15 protein-coding genes, 2 tRNA genes, 1 pseudogene and 1 riboswitch are annotated in these 18,046 nt (G+C 47.9%); of the genes and pseudogenes, 7 read left to right on the top strand and 11 right to left on the bottom strand.

The features are described 5' to 3' along the window. Positions 1-2: 2 nt before the first annotated feature. From thiS to LIN78_RS11820, 4 genes and pseudogenes are all read right to left on the bottom strand, one after another. Positions 3-200 (bottom strand): sulfur carrier protein ThiS, encoded by a 198-nt coding sequence (gene thiS / locus LIN78_RS11835; protein ID WP_227181047.1) that lies wholly within the window; start codon positions 198-200, stop codon positions 3-5. Continuing rightward, a complete protein-coding gene (thiO, locus tag LIN78_RS11830; protein WP_227181046.1) occupies positions 200-1,312 on the bottom strand; it encodes a glycine oxidase ThiO in 1,113 nt (370 codons plus the stop codon). The genes thiS and thiO overlap by 1 nt, the downstream gene beginning before the upstream one ends. Next, a pseudogene (gene thiC / locus LIN78_RS11825) lies at positions 1,309-3,111 on the bottom strand (phosphomethylpyrimidine synthase ThiC); the annotation flags it as partial. The pseudogene thiC and the gene thiO, both read right to left, overlap by 4 nt. A gap of 161 nt (positions 3,112-3,272) precedes the next feature. Next, positions 3,273-3,370, bottom strand: a riboswitch (TPP riboswitch). Positions 3,371-3,422: 52 nt separating this feature from the next. Continuing rightward, entirely contained in the window at positions 3,423-3,713 is a 291-nt protein-coding gene (locus tag LIN78_RS11820) for a putative quinol monooxygenase (RefSeq protein WP_227181044.1), read from the bottom strand. Between the two features lie 345 nt (positions 3,714-4,058). Between LIN78_RS11820 and LIN78_RS11815 the strand changes: the two genes are divergently transcribed. Genes LIN78_RS11815 through LIN78_RS11805 form a run of 3 tightly spaced genes read left to right on the top strand, consistent with a single transcriptional unit; the run spans position 4,059 to position 8,992 of the window. Next, the gene (locus tag LIN78_RS11815; RefSeq protein WP_227181043.1) at positions 4,059-5,111 is read left to right on the top strand and encodes an HD-GYP domain-containing protein; all 1,053 of its coding nucleotides are present in this window, start codon (positions 4,059-4,061) and stop codon (positions 5,109-5,111) included. Positions 5,112-5,128: 17 nt separating this feature from the next. Continuing rightward, positions 5,129-6,277 carry an FIST signal transduction protein gene (locus LIN78_RS11810; protein WP_227181042.1) on the top strand — a complete coding sequence of 383 codons (1,149 nt, stop codon included), beginning with the start codon at positions 5,129-5,131 and terminating at the stop codon, positions 6,275-6,277. An 18-nt stretch (positions 6,278-6,295) separates the two neighbouring features. Beyond that, positions 6,296-8,992 (top strand): hybrid sensor histidine kinase/response regulator, encoded by a 2,697-nt coding sequence (locus LIN78_RS11805; RefSeq protein ID WP_227181041.1) that lies wholly within the window; start codon positions 6,296-6,298, stop codon positions 8,990-8,992. 30 nt (positions 8,993-9,022) lie between these two features. Here the strand turns inward: LIN78_RS11805 and LIN78_RS11800 are convergent, their stop codons facing one another. From LIN78_RS11800 to LIN78_RS11790, 3 genes are all read right to left on the bottom strand, one after another. Then, positions 9,023-9,439 carry an EscU/YscU/HrcU family type III secretion system export apparatus switch protein gene (locus LIN78_RS11800; RefSeq protein WP_227181040.1) on the bottom strand — a complete coding sequence of 139 codons (417 nt, stop codon included), beginning with the start codon at positions 9,437-9,439 and terminating at the stop codon, positions 9,023-9,025. A gap of 111 nt (positions 9,440-9,550) precedes the next feature. Beyond that, positions 9,551-10,684 carry a flagellar hook-length control protein FliK gene (fliK, locus tag LIN78_RS11795; protein ID WP_227181039.1) on the bottom strand — a complete coding sequence of 378 codons (1,134 nt, stop codon included), beginning with the start codon at positions 10,682-10,684 and terminating at the stop codon, positions 9,551-9,553. 13 nt (positions 10,685-10,697) lie between these two features. Beyond that, positions 10,698-11,054, bottom strand: a complete 357-nt coding sequence (locus LIN78_RS11790; protein ID WP_227181038.1) for a DUF2802 domain-containing protein — start codon at positions 11,052-11,054, stop codon at positions 10,698-10,700. Between the two features lie 232 nt (positions 11,055-11,286). Between LIN78_RS11790 and LIN78_RS11785 the strand changes: the two genes are divergently transcribed. Further along, positions 11,287-11,362, top strand: a tRNA-Glu gene (locus LIN78_RS11785). Positions 11,363-11,383: 21 nt separating this feature from the next. Continuing rightward, a tRNA-His gene (locus LIN78_RS11780) sits at positions 11,384-11,459 on the top strand. Positions 11,460-11,539: 80 nt separating this feature from the next. Here the strand turns inward: LIN78_RS11780 and LIN78_RS11775 are convergent. After that, positions 11,540-12,328, bottom strand: a complete 789-nt coding sequence (locus tag LIN78_RS11775) for an AraC family transcriptional regulator (protein ID WP_227181037.1) — start codon at positions 12,326-12,328, stop codon at positions 11,540-11,542. A gap of 342 nt (positions 12,329-12,670) precedes the next feature. Between LIN78_RS11775 and LIN78_RS11770 the strand changes: the two genes are divergently transcribed. Together LIN78_RS11770 and LIN78_RS11765 are read left to right on the top strand one after the other, a co-directional pair. Continuing rightward, entirely contained in the window at positions 12,671-13,618 is a 948-nt protein-coding gene (locus LIN78_RS11770) for a dihydrodipicolinate synthase family protein (protein WP_227181036.1), read from the top strand. Positions 13,619-13,721: 103 nt separating this feature from the next. Continuing rightward, complete coding sequence (locus tag LIN78_RS11765; RefSeq protein WP_227181035.1) at positions 13,722-15,293, top strand: aldehyde dehydrogenase (NADP(+)); 1,572 nt, start codon at positions 13,722-13,724, stop codon at positions 15,291-15,293. A 117-nt stretch (positions 15,294-15,410) separates the two neighbouring features. Here LIN78_RS11765 and arsA read toward each other — a convergent pair whose 3' ends face one another. The 3 genes from arsA to LIN78_RS11750 are packed head-to-tail and all read right to left on the bottom strand — an operon-like array spanning position 15,411 to position 18,013. Then, positions 15,411-17,186 carry an arsenical pump-driving ATPase gene (arsA, locus tag LIN78_RS11760; RefSeq protein ID WP_227181034.1) on the bottom strand — a complete coding sequence of 592 codons (1,776 nt, stop codon included), beginning with the start codon at positions 17,184-17,186 and terminating at the stop codon, positions 15,411-15,413. A 14-nt stretch (positions 17,187-17,200) separates the two neighbouring features. Continuing rightward, complete coding sequence (gene arsD / locus LIN78_RS11755) at positions 17,201-17,560, bottom strand: arsenite efflux transporter metallochaperone ArsD (protein WP_227181033.1); 360 nt, start codon at positions 17,558-17,560, stop codon at positions 17,201-17,203. Between the two features lie 12 nt (positions 17,561-17,572). Next, positions 17,573-18,013, bottom strand: coding sequence for a protein-tyrosine phosphatase family protein (locus tag LIN78_RS11750; protein WP_227181032.1), 441 nt, complete (start codon positions 18,011-18,013; stop codon positions 17,573-17,575). Positions 18,014-18,046 lie beyond the last annotated feature (33 nt).

The following is an 18,046-nucleotide window of genomic DNA, read 5'->3' as shown; positions in this document are numbered from 1 at the left end:
TTTCACCCCCCTGCCATCGCCTGAACAATTTCGATTGCGTCGCCATCATTCATCGTCAAGGTTTGGTACTGACTGCGTGGCACAAATGTTTGGTTCACCGCAATTGCGTAAGGTGGCTTTGCGCCAATACTGTCCAAAATAGAAGCGAGTGCTTGGTCCGACGCAAAGGTTTGCCACTCGCCATTAATCATCAGCTTCATCACACCACCTTCTCTAATGCTGCACCATAAAGGGTTGGCCAAGCAGTGGCTTGCTGTCGGCTAGCCGTCGCCAACTCAGCCCCCTTATCTAAGGTTTCATTTACTAAAGCCACCACTTCATCTGACACCACAGGTGCAAGCAAGAATCCATGCCGGAACAAACCATTAGCTTGAATCACGATTTGCTGATTGCGCTCATGACATTCAATTGCAGGATGGTTGTCTGGTAATGCTGGTCGGCATTGCGTACTCATTTCTTCAATTCGTGCTTCTGCTAAACCCGGATGAATAGAGTACGCAGCAGACAACATCTCTAATGCAGAACGCACACTCATTGGCGACATATCTTCAGACTCGAGACTAGTTGCCCCCATCACAAGACGGCCATTCTCTCTAGGAACTAGATAAAGGCTATAGCGTGGATGAAGCAAGCGCACCATGGCAGATAATTCAACCTCTGGCGCATAGAGCCTCAGTACCTCGCCACGAACACCGCGCAAACCCTTCCATGCATCTTTCGCCCCTAGCCCACGGCAATCAATCACCATATCAGCGATTGGCCAATTGTCTTTCGATATTGGGGTGTACCAGTGGCACACAACGCCCGCGATTTCCGCCGCATTGGCTAACGCAGATAAGACCTGACGGTTGTCTACCTGACCTTCGTCTGGCAAAAAGTAGCCTTCACGGAATTTGCCCGCTAAAACAGGTACTTTATCTGCCACACCATTGGCATCAATCGGCTGGATAACGCCCGGCAGTGATCCCGTCAACGAGTGTTGATGAATCATGGCGGCAAATTGTCTTGCTTCTGCCGCCTCTTGTCGGTGCCATACCACTAAAGTACCGTGATGTCGAAAAAAAACCGGATCGCTTAGCTTAGCCAAGAACTGTGGCCAACGTTTCAGACTTTGAAACCCCATTGCGACAATGGCATTGTCTGCCACTGCCGCTTCTGCCATTGGGGTAATCATGCCGGCTGCTACATACGCAGCAGCCGCTTCTGCTTTTGGCCCCGCCGCGTCATACAACGCGACGTGTTTGCCTTCTAATGCTAATTGCCAAGCAGTTAGCCTCCCTAAGAGGCCACCACCGACGACCGCAATTTTCAAGATGCATCTCCTGTCAGATACACTTCGCCACCCTTCTGACGGAATTCAATACTCTTTTGTTGCATCCCTTCAAATTGCCCTGCCGCTGTTGCTTCACGAATATCTTGGGTAATTTTCATCGAGCAAAACTTTGGTCCACACATAGAACAGAAATGCGCGGTTTTCGCACCTTCTTGCGGCAAGGTAGCATCGTGATATTCACGCGCGCGCTCTGGGTCTAGGCTTAGGTTAAACTGGTCTTCCCAACGGAATTCAAAGCGAGCCTTAGATAGCGCGTTATCTCGCATTTGCGCACCTGGCCAACCTTTTGCCAAGTCAGCCGCATGTGCAGCTACTTTGTACGTCACAATCCCGACGCGCACATCTTCTTTATCTGGCAAGCCTAAGTGTTCTTTTGGTGTCACGTAACACAGCATTGATGTACCGTACCAACCAATTTGAGCGGCACCAATACCACTCGTGATATGGTCGTAACCTGGGGCGATATCGGTTACCAATGGGCCAAGTGTGTAGAACGGTGCTTCAAAGCAATGCTTCAGTTCTTCATCCATATTTTCACGAATACGCTGCATTGGTACGTGGCCAGGTCCTTCAATCATTACCTGTACATCATGTTCCCACGCCTTTTGGGTAAGTTCGCCCAAAGTACGCAGTTCAGAGAATTGTGCTTCGTCATTTGCGTCATACACCGCACCTGGGCGTAAACCATCGCCCAAGCTAAACGACACATCGTAAGCCTTCATGATTTCGCAGATTTCATCAAAGTGCGTATACAAGAAGTTTTCTTTATGATGCGCCAAACACCATTTCGCCATGATTGAACCACCGCGAGACACAATGCCAGTTAGGCGACGAGCGGTCATCGGGATGTATGCCAAACGAACACCCGCATGAAGGGTGAAGTAATCCACGCCCTGCTCTGCTTGCTCGATCAAGGTATCGCGCACCAATTCCCAAGATAGTTCTTCCGCTTTACCGCCCACTTTTTCTAATGCTTGGTAAATGGGTACGGTGCCAATCGGTACTGGCGAGTTACGCAAAATCCACTCGCGCGTTTCATGGATATGCTTACCAGTCGATAAATCCATGATTGTGTCGGCACCCCAACGGATACCCCACACCATTTTGTCTACTTCTTCAGCCAAAGAAGAAGTCACTGCAGAGTTACCCAAGTTACCATTAATTTTCACGCGGAAATTACGGCCAATAATCATCGGCTCTAATTCTGGGTGGTTAATGTTGGCAGGAATAATCGCGCGGCCAGCGGCAATTTCCTGACGGACAAATTCAGCAGTAATGTCATCTGGAATATTCGCGCCCAATGGTTGGCCAGCGTGCTGACGTAGCAAACCTTCATAACGAGGATCCGCACGCAACTCGGCTAGTTTTAGCGATTCGCGAATCGCAACGAATTCCATTTCAGGAGTAATAATGCCTTGTCTTGCATAGTGCATTTGAGACACGTTTTTGCCAGACTGCGCCCGACGTGGCTCACGAATATGAGAAAAACGTAGATGGGCGGTTGCTGGGTCAGCTTGTCTGGCTTGGCCAAATTCAGAGGTTGGGCCAGAGAGTAATTCGGTATCGTTACGTTCATCGATCCATTTCGCACGTAGCGCTGGCAAGCCTTCAGCCAAATCCACCGCCATGTTTAAGTCGGTATACGGGCCAGAACAATCGTAAACAGGGATCGGTGGGTTTGCTTCTTTGCGTTCGCCAATGCGTGTTTCGGTTTGGGTAATTTCGCGATAAGGAACACGAATATCAGGGCGGCTTCCGCTAAGGTATTTTTTTTCAGACGCAGGAAGTGGCGTAGGGCGAATTAGGTGTTCGATGCTGGTTTTGGAAAAATCATTCATATTGCTCTCCTGTTAGTGTGAACGGAAACAGGGAGCAACCAAGACCTGAGATTCAGGATTTGAAAGCAACAGCAGCAGTAAAAACTTGTTTGCTAGTTGCCAAGGCGGCTTCGAAAACTTCCCACGCTGGTATTATCCAGATCGGGTGCAAAGGGTAACATCTCAGCCCCACCAAAGTGGAGCACCCCTGTTTCATGTGGCTGCGATTAAAGCATGCAATGAAGATGCATGGCAAGCAAATTGATTAGCAATTAGGCAGTACGCAATTTAATAACAGAAGCAGGTTTTGCCCTAAACGCTTTATTGGCCGCATCTGCAGCCAACATATGGGGCATTTGATCATGGGCATCTAACGCCGCCTGATTTTCCCATTTTTCCATAATTACAAACGCATTCTCATTCGATTGGTCTGCCATTAGTTCGTAATGCAAGCACCCACTTTCCGCTAATACATGGGGTCTGAGAGACTCAAATGCGGCAATTTGCTCATTACGTTTTCCGGGTTGCACTTCAATCATGACTAATAAATGTAGTTCAGACATGGAAACCTCTTTTCTATGTTAGGCATTATATTGCACAGACAATCTCATCATACAACAATCAAATAAATGCACAAAGCATAAATAAAGGAATGATTCAGCAAATATTCATTTTTGTTGATCCACCTTGATGATCCAATGGCAAAGCAACAAAAGCCGCCACTTTTTCACTGAAAAGACAAAGGATATAAACTCTTCCGACCATTCGGTTGATAAGCTGACGATATTTGCTATAGTTCACTCAACTTCGATAAAAATTTAATAAGTGTTAGCCAGCATCCGTGGCAGAATGGTTGCAAATTTTTTGCACAGACAAACGCAATACGGATCAGCCGAACCGAGGTAAACATGCAGGTTGTCATCGTTGACGATACAAATATCAACTTGGTCTTGATGTCTCATCTAGTGAAAAAACTAGATGGCGTAGAAGCCATCACCTTCCAAGATGCAAAAGAAGCACTTCACTGGTGCAAAGCGAACCCTTTTGATTTACTCATTCTTGATTACATGATGCCAGACATTAATGGTCTGGAATTCATGGCAGACTTTCTAGAGAGTAAAGAAGGCGATCTGAGCTGCCCGCCCATTTTAATGGTGACCGCTAGCCACGATGTAGAGATTCGCCACACTGCACTAGAGTCTGGCGCGACAGATTTTCTCACCAAGCCAATTGATAAAATTGAATTCTTGGCGCGTACCAAGAACATGCTGCAACTACATCGCGCCAATATCTCGTTGCTTAACCAAACCAGCTGGTTAGAAGACGAAGTCAAAAAAGCGACGGCAGCGATCTTGGAAAGAGAACAAGAAGCTATTTTGCTACTGTGTAAAGCATCAGAATATCGTGACCCGGAAACCGGCGCGCATATCCAAAGGATGGCGCACTACTCTCAGATGATTGCCAAGCATTTAGGGCTAACTGAATCTGAGCAAGATTTAATCTTACGCGCAGCACCAATGCACGATATTGGTAAAGTAGCGACGCCTGATCACATCCTTTTAAAACCGGGTCGTTTAACCGATGAAGAAATGGTGATCATGAAGCAACATGCAGACATCGGATATCAAATTCTGGTGCAAAGTAGCGCCCCACTCATGCAAGTAGGGGCAGAAATTGCGCGTAGCCACCATGAAAAATACGATGGTGGTGGCTACCCACAAGGCTTAAAAGGAGAAGACATTCCGTTGGTTGGCCGAATTGTAGCGGTTGCTGATGTCTTTGATGCGCTAACTAGTGAACGTCCCTACAAGAAAGCTTGGCCATTAGACGAGGCAAAAGAGTTTCTTGTCAAAAACAGTGGCTCACATTTCGATCCTAAATGCGTTGATGTCTTTTTAGCGCATTGGGAAGATGTGTTAGCAATTCGTAACGAATTCCAGGATGACTCTGAACACGAGTAAATATCCAAGGAGGCCATATGCAGGTTCAGCAAGTGCTGATCACGCCATCCACACTGCAAGATGCGTCGTTGTGGTCTCCGCTTTATGCCTTTTCTCCAGATTTATTATTGGTTTTTGCTAACCGAACCATCTTACAAGATCCTTCATTTTTAGATTACATCAATCGTTTTTCTCGCCACACCACCATTGTTGGAGGCTCTTCTGTTGGAGAAATTTATAAAGAGGGTTGCACAGAGAATCATGGCATTCTCACGGCGATTAAATTTGAACGAAGCCAAATTACCTCTCACACCATTTCATTAGAAAACCAAGACTCTTTTGAAGCGGGCAAACAGCTAGGATTAGCTTTTCAAGCACAACCACCTAGTCATCTATTTTTACTCGCACCAGACCATCTCACCAATGGAGAAGCCTTTGTTTTTGGGGTTCAGACAGCCCTCCCAAATACCACGCTAATGGGTGGATTGGTTGGAGATGTTGTTGCCCCTCGTATTGGCCTCACACTATTTAATAATCAAATTTCACAAACCAATGCGGTAGCCGTTGGGTTTTCTGGTGATTTAAAAGTGCTCTATGGCGCAGCAGGCGGTTGGAGCCGGTTTGGACCTGCCCGCAAAGTCACTAGTGCGGATGCTCGGTATTTATATACATTGAATGGAGAAGGTGCTTTAAGCCTTTACAAGCGGTACTTAGGCACCTATGCTGCAGAACTTCCCTTTTCAGGCTTATTTTTTCCCTTATCTTTATTAAATGATCAACACGAAGAGGTCGGCATTATTCGGTCTGTGTCGGATGTGGATGAAGAAAAAGATGCCATTATTATGGCGGGGACAGTAGCGGGTTACTCTCATGTACAAATGATGTGTGCAAGTACAGACGCACTAGTCACCGCTATTGAGCATACCTGCCATCAGATGGCGGAAGAGATGCCAAACACGTCATCGGATTGCTTAGGGCTGATGATTAGTTGTATTGGCCGAAAAATAGTGATGGGCGGTAGAACCGAAGAAGAAGTAGAAGCAATGACCAACGCATTTGGGCAATCACATTATTATTGTGGTATGCATGCGTTTGGTGAGATTTCTCCAATGAGACTAGATGCAAAAACAGCTGATCACAGTCTTTTTTATAATCAAACAGCGACAATCGCTTTTTTGCATGAATAACGGGATTGAGCCTTTCCAATGACCCATCCACTATTATCCAGACAACTAAGACGGAACTTCGGTATTAATGAAACCGAAGAGTTAGTGGCTGCGCTGAGTAAGCTCATGCCAGACCCGCAGGCCTGTGCACCACTGTTACAGTCTTTAGAAAATTTCTGCCAAGCAATTGATCAAAGCTACATTCAGTATGATCGAGATATTGCGATACGCACCCACAGCATGGAAGTCAGCTCTGCAGAGCTCTTAGCGGCGAATGATTCGCTAACAGCAAAAGCCACTCAGCAAGAAGAAGTACTAACGCACATTCGCAATACGCTCAATCATTTATCACCAGAAGAACCTACCGATCAACAATTAAACATTAATATCAATGATCTTCCGGTGTTAACTGCAAGGCTAGAAGAACTCACCCAAAATCGGTACTTAACGCAAATTGCCTTAGAACAGCAGCAAGCATTAACTAGTCTGATCATGAATCGCCTACCCATCGCGATTTTCTTACAAGATAAAGAAGGCAATATTTTTCATTGGAATAATCAGTTTGATCGGTTTGCCAATGAATGGAGCAATCAGAACGATAAATTTGCATGGGCAAAAAATCCGAAAGATGAGACCCGAGCTTGGCAAACGGGCCAATTAATTATCTCCGAATGCTATCTAGACCATTTAGCCCTACCAGTTCATGTACAACTCAGCCGTATTTTGGTTAGCACCCCAGGACACCCAGAGTTTTTACTCAATTTCGCGATCGATATTACAGATCAATTAATCGCTGAAGAGGCGATGATTCGTGCCAAAGAATCTGCGGAAAACTCCAACCGAGCAAAAAGTGAATTTCTGGCCAACATGAGCCACGAAATTAGAACACCAATGAATGGCATCATGGGCATGACCGAGTTGGTGCTAGATACCGATCTCAATCCAGAACAAAAAGAATATTTATCACTGGTAAAAACCTCTGCCGACAGCCTACTCACCATTATTAACGATATTCTCGATTTCTCGAAAATTGAGGCCGGTAAACTCGATATTGAAACCATCACGTTTGATTTGCACAAACTGATGAGTGAACTAGCAAAAACCGTTGCGCTAAACGCGCATCAAAAAGGGCTAGAGCTCCTGTGCGATATTGGTGAAGGCGTACCTAGGTTTGTGAAAGGCGATCCAGTCCGTTTACGCCAAGTGCTGCTAAACCTGGTTGGCAATGCGATTAAATTTACCCATGAAGGCGAAGTGCTACTTGGGGTGAAGGTCATCCAGCAAGGCAAACAAGAGTGCCTACTGACCTTTAATATTGAAGATACAGGGATTGGTATCTCCCCGGAAAAACAAGCACATATTTTTGAGGCATTTACCCAAGAAGACACCTCAACCACCCGAAAATATGGTGGAACTGGGTTAGGGCTTACCATTAGCAGCCGCTTAGTCACGCTAATGCAAGGCAAGATGGAGTTAAGAAGCACACCGGGTATTGGTACAGTTTTTGATATTACCCTGCCGCTTACCCTAGCAGATGCATTTGCAAGTAACGACCCAATCAAACTCCAACTACATCATCACACGATTTTAGTGATTGACGATAACCCGACCAATCGGCGGATTGTGGAAGGTATGTTGCAGCTATCAGGCGCCAAAGTCATTATGTTTGATAATGGCCCAGCGGCAATTACCTATCTAAATACCCAACCTGCCCCTTCTGCTATTTTGCTAGATGGCATGATGCCGACAATGGATGGCTTTGAAACCGCCGCCCATATCATGGGGAACCCGCATCACCCACCCATCATTATGCTGACGTCTACCGATAGAAAAGAGGATCAGCAAAAAGCGATAGAAATTGGCGTTGCAGCCTATTTAGTCAAGCCCGTTACAGGAATGGAATTAATCCAAACCATTTACGGCATCTTACATCCGAACCAAGAAAATGCGACGGAGGAAGAGAATAGCGCGCCAGCAACCCCAATCAATACGCCACAGAAAAAAGCCTTTAAGATTTTGCTGGCAGAAGATAACCCGGTTAATCAACAATTAGCGATTCGCTTATTTGAAAAACTAGGGCACCAAATTTCTATTGCCGAAGATGGACGTACCGCCTTAACACGGTTACAGGAAGAATCCTTCGATTTAGTCTTTATGGATGTGCTCATGCCAGAATTAGATGGCATTGAAGTGACAGAGCAATTTAGACAAACCGAACTAAACACGGGTCACCACACCCCAATTATTGCGATGACCGCCCATGCCATGCAGGGTGATAAAGAACGCTGCCTAGAAGCAGGCATGGACGATTACCTTTCTAAGCCAATCCGAATTGATGATTTAAAACAAGTACTTGCCCAATACGAACCAGCAGAAGAGGTTGAAAGTGAACACTACCAACTCGATTGGGATGCCGCATTAGATCGCCTAGATGGCGAAGAAGAATTGCTTCTAGAGTTGGCCAATATTTTCGTTAAAGAAGCGCCCATTCAGTTTGAAAGACTCCGCAAAGCGGTAGAACAAGAAAACTTCCCTGTCGCCTCCAGAGAAGCGCATAGCATTAAAGGCTCGCTACTCAATTTTGGCGCTAACCGCGCCTCTCACAAAGCGGAAGCAATGGAAATACTCTGCCGCGCAGGTCAAAACCATGCGGATATTCAAAAATTCTTGGAAGATATTCGGCACGCTTTAGATCAAACCTACATCAGCCTGCAAATCAAATTGCAAACCAAATAAAGGTGATCAACGCTAGCGATTCAGCCGACTCTATGGCTTATCGCTAGAGGTGGGCTTTGCGTCAGTTGGCGACGTGCCTTGTGGTGTTCTTCTAGCGGGAGGACGCTTTTCCAATTCCTCTGGCAACGCCGCTTTACCTAATACCGCCGTTGCCGCATCCATGGTACTGCCATGCTCTAGCAAATACACAAAGGCGAGAATTTCCGCGACCGCACGATATAGCTCTGGTGGGATATGCTGGTCGAGATCTACCTGCATCAGCAGCGCGACCAATTCTTTCGATTCATGCACAAACACACCAGCGGCTTTTGCTTGCGCAATAATAGCTTCTGCGATCAGCCCTCTCCCTTTGGCGACCACTTGCGGGGCCGCAACCTCTCCTGCTGAATACGAAATCGCAACAGCTAAGGGGTTCACACTAGGGCGGTATTCTGATTCGTCTGCCATTACCGAAAGAAGATCCTGTTTGTGATGAGGACAAGCGGATGTTAATCCGCGTTAAATTCATTGGTAATGTTAATGGGAATTGCCTGTAAACAGCAAGTTTAGGATAACAAACTATTGCTGGTCTGTTGGTGCTACTTCGTCAGATTTTGCTTGTGCTTGGGCAAGCCGTAAGCCAGCTGAATCCATTTGGGTAAGTAAGCGACCTTTTTCTTGGTTAATTTTGCTGACAGTATCCGGGTTAGGCGAAACAAAATTCACCCCGACTTGATTACCGGTTAAGCTAACCGAAATAGTCATTTGGCCCAATTGCGGTAATGTCAGTTTCAATTGAGAGTACCAACTACGGCCATCGCCCTCTTCTGCAGATGGGCTACCCTCATCTTTTACCGACCATTCCATCTCTTGGTTATGCCAAACCTCACCCTGCCAAGCGAATTGACGATGATCCAACACCTGCAATTGCTGCTTCACCATTTGCTGAATCTGCTGATTCGCATCAAGCGTGTTCATTTGCTGGTCTTGGCCACTTAGCGTTTGATTCGCTAACTGATTAGAAGAAGATAAATTCTGATTGGCCTGCACCGCATCGTTTTTTAGCAAGGTGCCAGATTGCTGCGCAATTTCATTCGATTCTGTTGCAATCGCCTTACCTAGCATCGCTTGCGGCTCTTGCTTTAATGCCTGCAAGCTACGGTCGCCTGATACCCACTCTTTTTGGTGAGACTCATAAAATAGACCGCTGGTTTCTACTTTATTTTGTAATTGCTGAGATAGCTGGCTGGAATCTAGCTTTTCTAAATGCTCCCCTGTTAATACAGGGTTAAGCGGCTGGCCATGAACTTTAGCCATGCCTTGCTGCTGAGCATCGGTCGACAGTGCACTCAGCATTTTGCCTTGGTTAGATAAGCTAACTTGTTGGCTAGGAGTTTGCGATTCTTCAACCGGGACTTCTGGTTTTGTGTTTGTACTTGGAAAAGTAAGAACTAACTTACCTTTACTTTCTACCACTTCTAGATCAATTAAATCCCCCGGCTGGGTATTTCTAGGTAAGTTTAAATCGAGGGTCTGATCTTTGATATCAACTTGAAAGCGGCCATTCGGTAAATAAGCCAGCACATGGGCTTGGACTTTTTCACCCGGCATAAACTTGGGCGCGTCAGGTAAAGTATCGCTAACCTCTAGAACCGGTGGGCTATAGGTTTTAACTAGCGACTGAATCGAACCAACTAAATCATTACCTAACATAACGGCTTATTTCCTAACCGGCATTGGACTTATATAAAGAGATGATGAGATCAGCTTCGCCACGAGAGATACCACACTGCGCAGCAACGGCATCCGCGCCATAGCCTTGATTCACTAATTGAATCGCTTTGGCGTAAGGAGAGGTATCTTCTGGATGATTCACCTCATCAAATAAGGCATTCACTTCCAGCGTGGCAAGATCGGTCGCTGTCAATTGCTCTCGCAACTGACGAATTTCCGCTTCCATATTGGCAGAGCGTGCTTGCAGCTTCTGTAATTGTCTTCTTAAGCCAATATGTAATACAAGGAGGCTAAGCACAATAAAAGCCGATACACCCACTGCAATTGCCAGCATCTGATAAGAGTCCATGGCGCTCAAGTTCCCTGTTAGTCTTAGCAAATTGAATGGTAAAACAGTTACTTGCAATCTTCATTACAGATTGCTTACTTTAATCGTACAACTCAAATCGCCCTTTGGCAAAAGAAAGAAGTAACTATTTTTGAATTATTTTTCAAAAAGTGTTTGACAAGATACCGCCAGAAGCCTTATAGTACGCGCCTTGCCACGATTCATCGGCAAGACGAAATAAAAAAGTTCTCAGGTCCCCATCGTCTAGAGGCCTAGGACATCGCCCTTTCACGGCGGTAACCGGGGTTCGAATCCCCGTGGGGACGCCACTCAGTTAATGAGTGATTATGGTGGCTGTAGCTCAGTTGGTAGAGTCCAGGATTGTGATTCCTGTTGTCGTGGGTTCGAGTCCCATCAGCCACCCCAAAAATTTTAAAAGCCTGAACAATGTTCAGGCTTTTTTCATTTCTAGCGTCGGAAAATAGATTCACCAACGCCCCTCCCTACTACTCTTCAACTTGCCGCCCAGTTGCCTGACGATACTGCCGGGGGGTAAATCCGGTTAATGATTTAAATTGTCGGCTAAACGCACTGTGATCGGTATACCCGCAATGCAAGGCGACATCGGTAATCAGCATATCGGTATGCAATAATCGGTGCGCATTTTCTAGACGCGTTTTTAGAATCATCTGTCTTGGGGTAAGGTGAAACACCCGTTTGCAGTATCTTTCTAGCTGCGCGGCAGATACCCCTGCAATTTTGGTTAATTCAGAGATTGCAATTGCCCGATTAAAATGCGAGCGGATATATTCGTCTACCGCCACCAAGCGCTGATACGCTGGGTGCGTATTGGTTGCAGACTGCAGATCGACCGAAATCCCCATTAGCCCAATAATTTTGCCCTGCTGATCTTTTAACGGCCATTTATAAGTCAGACACCAACCGGGCTCTCTACTTTTATATAGATGCAGTTCTAATTGTTTTTCTAGTAATTGCCCATTTTCCAGCACCAGCCGATCTTGCTCTGTATAGCCCGGACCAAACTGCACGGGAAAAATCTCGGCACTGGTTTTGCCTAACAAGGGCTTTAATTGTTTTAAGCCACATCGCTCTACTAGCGTTTGGTTGGCAAACAAATACCTTGCCGCCGCATCTTTAATAAATATCGCCGCGTTTGGAATCACATCTAGCATCGGCAATAGCGGGCTAATGCCTCGCAACAGCGACTCTATCGAATCTGCGCGTTGAAAATCTTCTGCTTTAAATAACTGTGCAATGGCGTGTGGCGTTAGCATGCGGACTCTTTATCTACGGTATTCAACACCATCTTGCGATTGACGAGCAAATCCCCCTGAAGCAATCACCGATAGCGAACAGCGATATTGTGATAGAGATTCATCCAATCCGCTATGTCTTTTGGGAGAAACTATGCCGATTTCGTCATCCAGATTGTAGATTACAATCAAGATTCTGCTTTGGCGAAGGGTTATTCTATATCCCATCAAGTGACATACCGACCTTGGTCAAACCAGCGCATCACACAGATTAATGGAAATGAATTGGTGTGATAGTGACAGTAGAAACGAAGGCGGCCCCCTTACTTCATTTCAGCGATTGTGCTGTTTTAAGGATATAAAATGAGCGATAACATCTTCACCGGTTGTATTCCTGCACTAATGACCCCTTGCACACCAGACCGCAAGCCAGATTTTGACGCGCTGGTTAAAAAAGGTCGCGAGCTAATCGACATCGGCATGAGCGCCGTGGTGTACTGTGGATCGATGGGGGATTGGCCACTGCTGACCGAAGCAGAACGTCAAGAAGGTGTTGCTCGTTTGGTGGCGGCTGGCATCCCTACAATTGTAGGTACTGGCGCAGTAAATACCCGTGAAGCGGTTTCTCATGCTGCTCACGCAGCAAAAGTGGGCGCACATGGCCTGATGGTGATCCCACGTGTGTTGTCTCGTGGTGCTGCACCAGCAGCGCAGCGCGCACACTTCTCTGCCATCTTGAAAGCAGCACCAAACCTACCAGCAGTGATTTACAACAGCCCATACTACGGCTTTGCGACCCGCGCAGATTTGTTCTTTGATCTACGCAATGAATTCCCGAACCTGATCGGCTTTAAAGAATTTGGTGGCGCGGCAGATATGCGCTACGCCGCAGAAAACATCACCTCTAAAGATGATCAAGTGACCTTGATGGTGGGTGTAGATACACAAGTAGTTCACGGCTTTGTGAACTGCAATGCCACCGGCGCGATTACTGGTATTGGTAACGCCCTGCCACGCGAAGTATTGCAACTAGTGGCACTGAGCAAAAAAGCTGCAGCAGGCGATGCAAAAGCCCGCCGCCAAGCACGTGAACTTGAAAACGCATTGGCCGTGTTGTCTTCTTTTGATGAAGGTTGCGACCTAGTGTTGTACTACAAACACCTAATGGTGCTGAATGGCGACACCGAGTACACCCTACACTTCAACGAAACCGACGTGCTAAGCGATTCTCAACGTCGTTATGCTGAAACCCAGTACGCACTATTCCGCGAATGGTACAAAAACTGGTCTGCCGAGCAAAACGTTGCTTAAGGTAACGCACTAAAGAATAGGCGATGCCCACTGTGCATCGCCTTTTTTCTTTTCCCCACGCACAAATGGTTGTGAGTCTCTCTAGCTACCAGAAGGACAAAAAATGAGCTTAACCGGAAACATGTTGATTGCTGGCGCCGCCACACTGGGCGACAGAGAAGTGATTCAGGGCATTAACCCTGCTACCAACGAAAAACTCGCCCCAAACTACCCGGGCGGCAATGCCACCCACGTAGACGCCGCATGCGAAGCCGCTTGGGCAGCGTTTGATAGCTACCGCGAAACCAGCATCGAAACCCGCGCTGCATTTCTGGACGCGATTGCGGATGAAATTGAAGCAATTGGCGACGCGCTGATTGACCGCGCAGTGGAAGAAAGCGGATTACCCCGCGCCCGTATTCAAGGCGAACGCGGCCGTACTTGCGGACAACTTCGTACCTTCGCCCGTACCGTGCGTAGTGGCGAATGGCTAGACCCGCGTGTAGATAACGCCCTGCCAGAACGCCAGCCATTGCCAAGAGCCGACCTACGCCAACGCCAAGTGGCGGTTGGCCCTGTGGCGGTATTTGGTGCCAGCAACTTCCCGCTTGCTTTCTCTGTGGCGGGTGGTGATACGGCATCTGCCCTAGCAGCTGGCTGCCCAGTGGTGGTAAAAGCACATAGCGCCCACCCAGGCACCAGCGAGCTAGTCGGTAACGCCATTGCCCGCGCTGTTCAAAAAGCCGGTTTGCCAGCCGGTGTGTTCTCTCTACTATTTGGTTCTGGCCGTGAAGTAGGTATTACGCTAGTAAACAACCCAAGAATTAAAGCCGTCGGCTTTACCGGCTCGCGCAGTGGCGGCATGGCGCTATTACGTGCAGCACAAGCCCGCCCAGAGCCCATCCCTGTTTATGCGGAAATGAGCTCGATTAACCCGGTGTTTTTATTCCCAGCCGCCCTAAAAGCCAGAGCAGAAGCATTGGGCAAAGGCTTTATTGGCTCTCTGACCCTTGGTTCTGGCCAATTTTGTACCAACCCGGGCTTAGTGATTGCCTTAAAGGGTGCTGACCTAGACCGCTTTATGACGAGCGCCACTGAGACCATTGCCAATAGCCAAGCGCAAACCATGCTCACCCCTGGCATTTTTGCTGCTTACCAATCTGGCGTATCAGCCATTGAATCTCACGCCAGCAAAGTCGCCAATGGCCAAACCGCCACCGGCCCTAACCAGTGCCAGGCACAGCTATTTACCACCACTGCCGCAGAGTTTTTGAAGAATGAAGCACTGCAAGCAGAAATTTTTGGCTCTTCTTCGCTAGTGGTACAGTGCGACACCGAAGCGGAAATTCGCCAAGTGGCAGAGCATCTAGAAGGCCAACTGACCGCCACGCTGCAAATTGATGAAGCAGATATCCCGGCCGCAAAGCAATTAGTGCCAACGCTAGAAAGAAAAGCTGGCCGCTTGCTGGTAAACGGTTGGCCAACTGGCGTAGAAGTGTGCGATGCCATGGTGCACGGCGGCCCCTTCCCTGCTACGTCCGACACCCGCACCACCTCCGTCGGCACGGCAGCCATCTTGCGCTTCTTGCGCCCGGTTTGTTATCAGGACTTCCCGGACAGCCTGTTGCCAGACGCTATCCAGCACAGCAACCCGCTTGGATTACGTCGCTTGGTAGATGGGGTAAGAGAGGCTTGATGGTGGGCTGATCACCGATTGGCAGATGCTGACGTAGTTGGTGTTTGCTAAAAAGGTGCGCTAAATGCTTCGTCAATCCATGAAGCATTTAGCGCATTTTGTCTTTTATGGCATTGCCTATTCACTAGTGGCTGGCTGTGGCCGCGCTAAGGCTTGTAGACGATCTAGCCCGACAGGTTCTTGGTGCAATAAGGGAATCACGGCATATTGCTTAGCATGTACCGTCGCCACCAATTCGATTTCTTTCTGTTCATTCAATGCCCTTTGGCGTAGCAAAGGAGATTGCGAATATGAGGCTGCAACACTGTTATTTACCACCCACGCCCAAGGTTCAATCCCTGCACGTCGCAAGTCAGCTTGAAGGTTTGCCGCCTCTAAAACGGGTGTTGTTTCAGCCAATGTAACAATTAGCACCTTGGTTTGCTTTGGGTCTTGCAATTGCATCATCGGCGTCGTGAAATGCACGCCCGTGCCACCCATTTGTCGGCTGACTTCACGATGATAAGCGCCGGTGGCATCCAGTAGCAGCAAGGTGTGCCCGGTTGGGGCGGTATCCATCACGACAAACTTTTTACCCGCTTCACGAATCACTCTGGAAAACGCCTGAAAAACCGCGATTTCCTCTGTGCAAGGTGAGCGCAAATCTTCTTCCAGCAGGGCTCGACCTTGCGCATCCAGTTTTGCCCCCTTCGTGTTTAAGATATGTTGTCTGTATCTTTCTGTTTCTGCATGCGGATCAATTCGGCTCACCGTCAAATTCGGCAATGATCCAGAAAGGGTATCGGTGAGATGCGCCGCAGGGTCAGAGGTCGTCAGATGAACAGGTAATCCTCTTTGGGCAAGCTCCACGGCAACGGCTGCCGCCATCGTCGTTTTTCCAACGCCGCCCTTCCCCATCAGCATGATCAAACCATGCTCGTCCGCCGCAAGCCCATCCACCAGAGACGCCAAACTTGGTGCGTGGATTGCAACCGCCTCCCCCTGTAACACCGATTCACTAGGGTGAACATCCGTCAGTAGCAATTGATGAAGCGCATCCAAACCTACCAAATTAAATGCTTTTAATGGAATCTGATCACACGGCAGTGCTTTCAGTATATCTGGCATCTCATTTAGCGCGGCCAACTCGCGTTGGTGGATGGCGTTAGCGAGGACATCTTGCTTGGCTTCCGCTTCTGGCAACACCCCATTAATAATCAGGAATTGCTCTGATAACCCAATGGAGGCAAGCTCGTCATGCGTGCGCGCCACTTCGCGTAGGGTTGCCCGCTGCGCCCGCGCCACCAGCACCATTCGGGTTCGCGCAGGGTCGGCAAGGGCGGCAACCGCCGCTTTGTACTGTGCTCTTTGCTTTTCCAGCCCGGCCAATGGCCCTAAACAAGAAGCATCTCCTTTGCCTTCCTCAAGGAAACCACTCCATGCACCGGGTAATTGCAGCAAACGAATGGTATGGCCAGTGGGCGCCGTATCGAAAATGATGTGCTGGTAATCTGCCGTTAATGCAGATTCCACCAGTAGTTCGGTAAACTCATCAAAGGCAGCGATTTCAGTCGTACAGGCACCAGACAGTTGCTCTTCAATCCCTTTGACAACTGCATCCGGCAATACCCCTCTGACCGGGCCAACAATCCTATCCCGATACACTTGCGCCGCTGCTTGCGGATCAATCTCTAGCGCAAACAGATTAGGCACTGCCGCAATAGCCTTAATATGATTGCCAATGCTTTCGCCAAATACCTGCCCCACATTAGAAGCAGGGTCTGTACTCACCAGCAACACCCGCTTGCCCTCGGCAGCCAGTTTGACCGCCGTTGCACAGGCAATCGACGTTTTGCCGACGCCACCTTTGCCGGTAAAGAAAAGATAGCGAGGTGGGCAATCCAGAAAGCGCATGGCAATCTCCTTAGTTAGCAGCAACTACTACCCGCACAGCAATTGCTTTGCGGTTTTGACTCGTTCACAAGATTAATGCCTGCCCAACGTGCTAATTCGCCACGAGTTGGGTAACGGCCAGCAAGGGCAACTTCACCATCTACTAAAATCAATGGCAATGCATCGGCGCCAGAGCGCTCTAAAAAGGCTTTCACCGTCGCATTTTCTGCAAATACAAGTGGTTGCTGAGCCAAATTAAATCGCTCGATCTGCGCGCCATTTTGTTTTGCCCAATCAACATCCGCAGCAAAAGCCACCAGCATCTGGTCTACATCTATACCACACACGCCAGTACTACAGCACAGCGCAGGGTCAAACGTCTGAATAGTTGTCATGTTTTTCTCTCTTTACTTTGATGTTGGGTAAAGTTGTTCCAGCGCTTTACGCTGATCCGGTTTAAGACTAATGAGGGGGCGAATACTCTTGGCCATTAACTCGGCCTCATCTAGCTGTTGGCAAACACCAAGCTCTAGCAGCACACCCACCGCTACCGTACCGGTACGCCCCTTGCCACCCCCACAATGAAAAGCGACTTTCTTACCATCACGATAAGCAGCAACCACGGTTTGTATTGCCTCTTGAAACAATTCAGACTGAAGCGCGCTTGCCCCATCGCCAAGGGGAATCTGCTGCCAGACCAGATGATCATTACTAGCTGCGCAACCGGTAGATTCTGCGCGTAAATCAACAACCACCTCGATCTGCTCTTCATCCGCCATCTGCTGAATATCATCAGCCCCACCAAAATAAATATGATCAGGAATCAATGCTTGATAAGGTTTTTGCATGGCTAGTCTCACTGTTTTGTCGATCTACAAATC

The sequence above is a fragment of the Leeia speluncae genome, assembly GCF_020564625.1.
GTDB lineage: Bacteria > Pseudomonadota > Gammaproteobacteria > Burkholderiales > Leeiaceae > Leeia > Leeia speluncae.
Note: the sequence above shows the minus strand (reverse complement) of the source record. Positions and strands in the feature narration are given on the sequence as shown.

Coding starts and splice junctions, on each gene's coding strand:
- LIN78_RS11815 (WP_227181043.1), top strand. CDS start 4,059: ATGCAGGTTGTCATCGTTGACGATACAAATATCAACTTGGTCTTGATG.
- LIN78_RS11770 (WP_227181036.1), top strand. CDS start 12,671: ATGAGCGATAACATCTTCACCGGTTGTATTCCTGCACTAATGACCCCT.
- LIN78_RS11750 (WP_227181032.1), bottom strand. CDS start 18,013: ATGCAAAAACCTTATCAAGCATTGATTCCTGATCATATTTATTTTGGT.
- LIN78_RS11765 (WP_227181035.1), top strand. CDS start 13,722: ATGAGCTTAACCGGAAACATGTTGATTGCTGGCGCCGCCACACTGGGC.
- thiS (WP_227181047.1), bottom strand. CDS start 200: ATGAAGCTGATGATTAATGGCGAGTGGCAAACCTTTGCGTCGGACCAA.
- LIN78_RS11820 (WP_227181044.1), bottom strand. CDS start 3,713: ATGTCTGAACTACATTTATTAGTCATGATTGAAGTGCAACCCGGAAAA.
- LIN78_RS11775 (WP_227181037.1), bottom strand. CDS start 12,328: ATGCTAACGCCACACGCCATTGCACAGTTATTTAAAGCAGAAGATTTT.
- LIN78_RS11810 (WP_227181042.1), top strand. CDS start 5,129: ATGCAGGTTCAGCAAGTGCTGATCACGCCATCCACACTGCAAGATGCG.
- fliK (WP_227181039.1), bottom strand. CDS start 10,684: ATGTTAGGTAATGATTTAGTTGGTTCGATTCAGTCGCTAGTTAAAACC.
- arsD (WP_227181033.1), bottom strand. CDS start 17,560: ATGACAACTATTCAGACGTTTGACCCTGCGCTGTGCTGTAGTACTGGC.
- LIN78_RS11790 (WP_227181038.1), bottom strand. CDS start 11,054: ATGGACTCTTATCAGATGCTGGCAATTGCAGTGGGTGTATCGGCTTTT.
- LIN78_RS11805 (WP_227181041.1), top strand. CDS start 6,296: ATGACCCATCCACTATTATCCAGACAACTAAGACGGAACTTCGGTATT.
- LIN78_RS11800 (WP_227181040.1), bottom strand. CDS start 9,439: ATGGCAGACGAATCAGAATACCGCCCTAGTGTGAACCCCTTAGCTGTT.
- arsA (WP_227181034.1), bottom strand. CDS start 17,186: ATGCGCTTTCTGGATTGCCCACCTCGCTATCTTTTCTTTACCGGCAAA.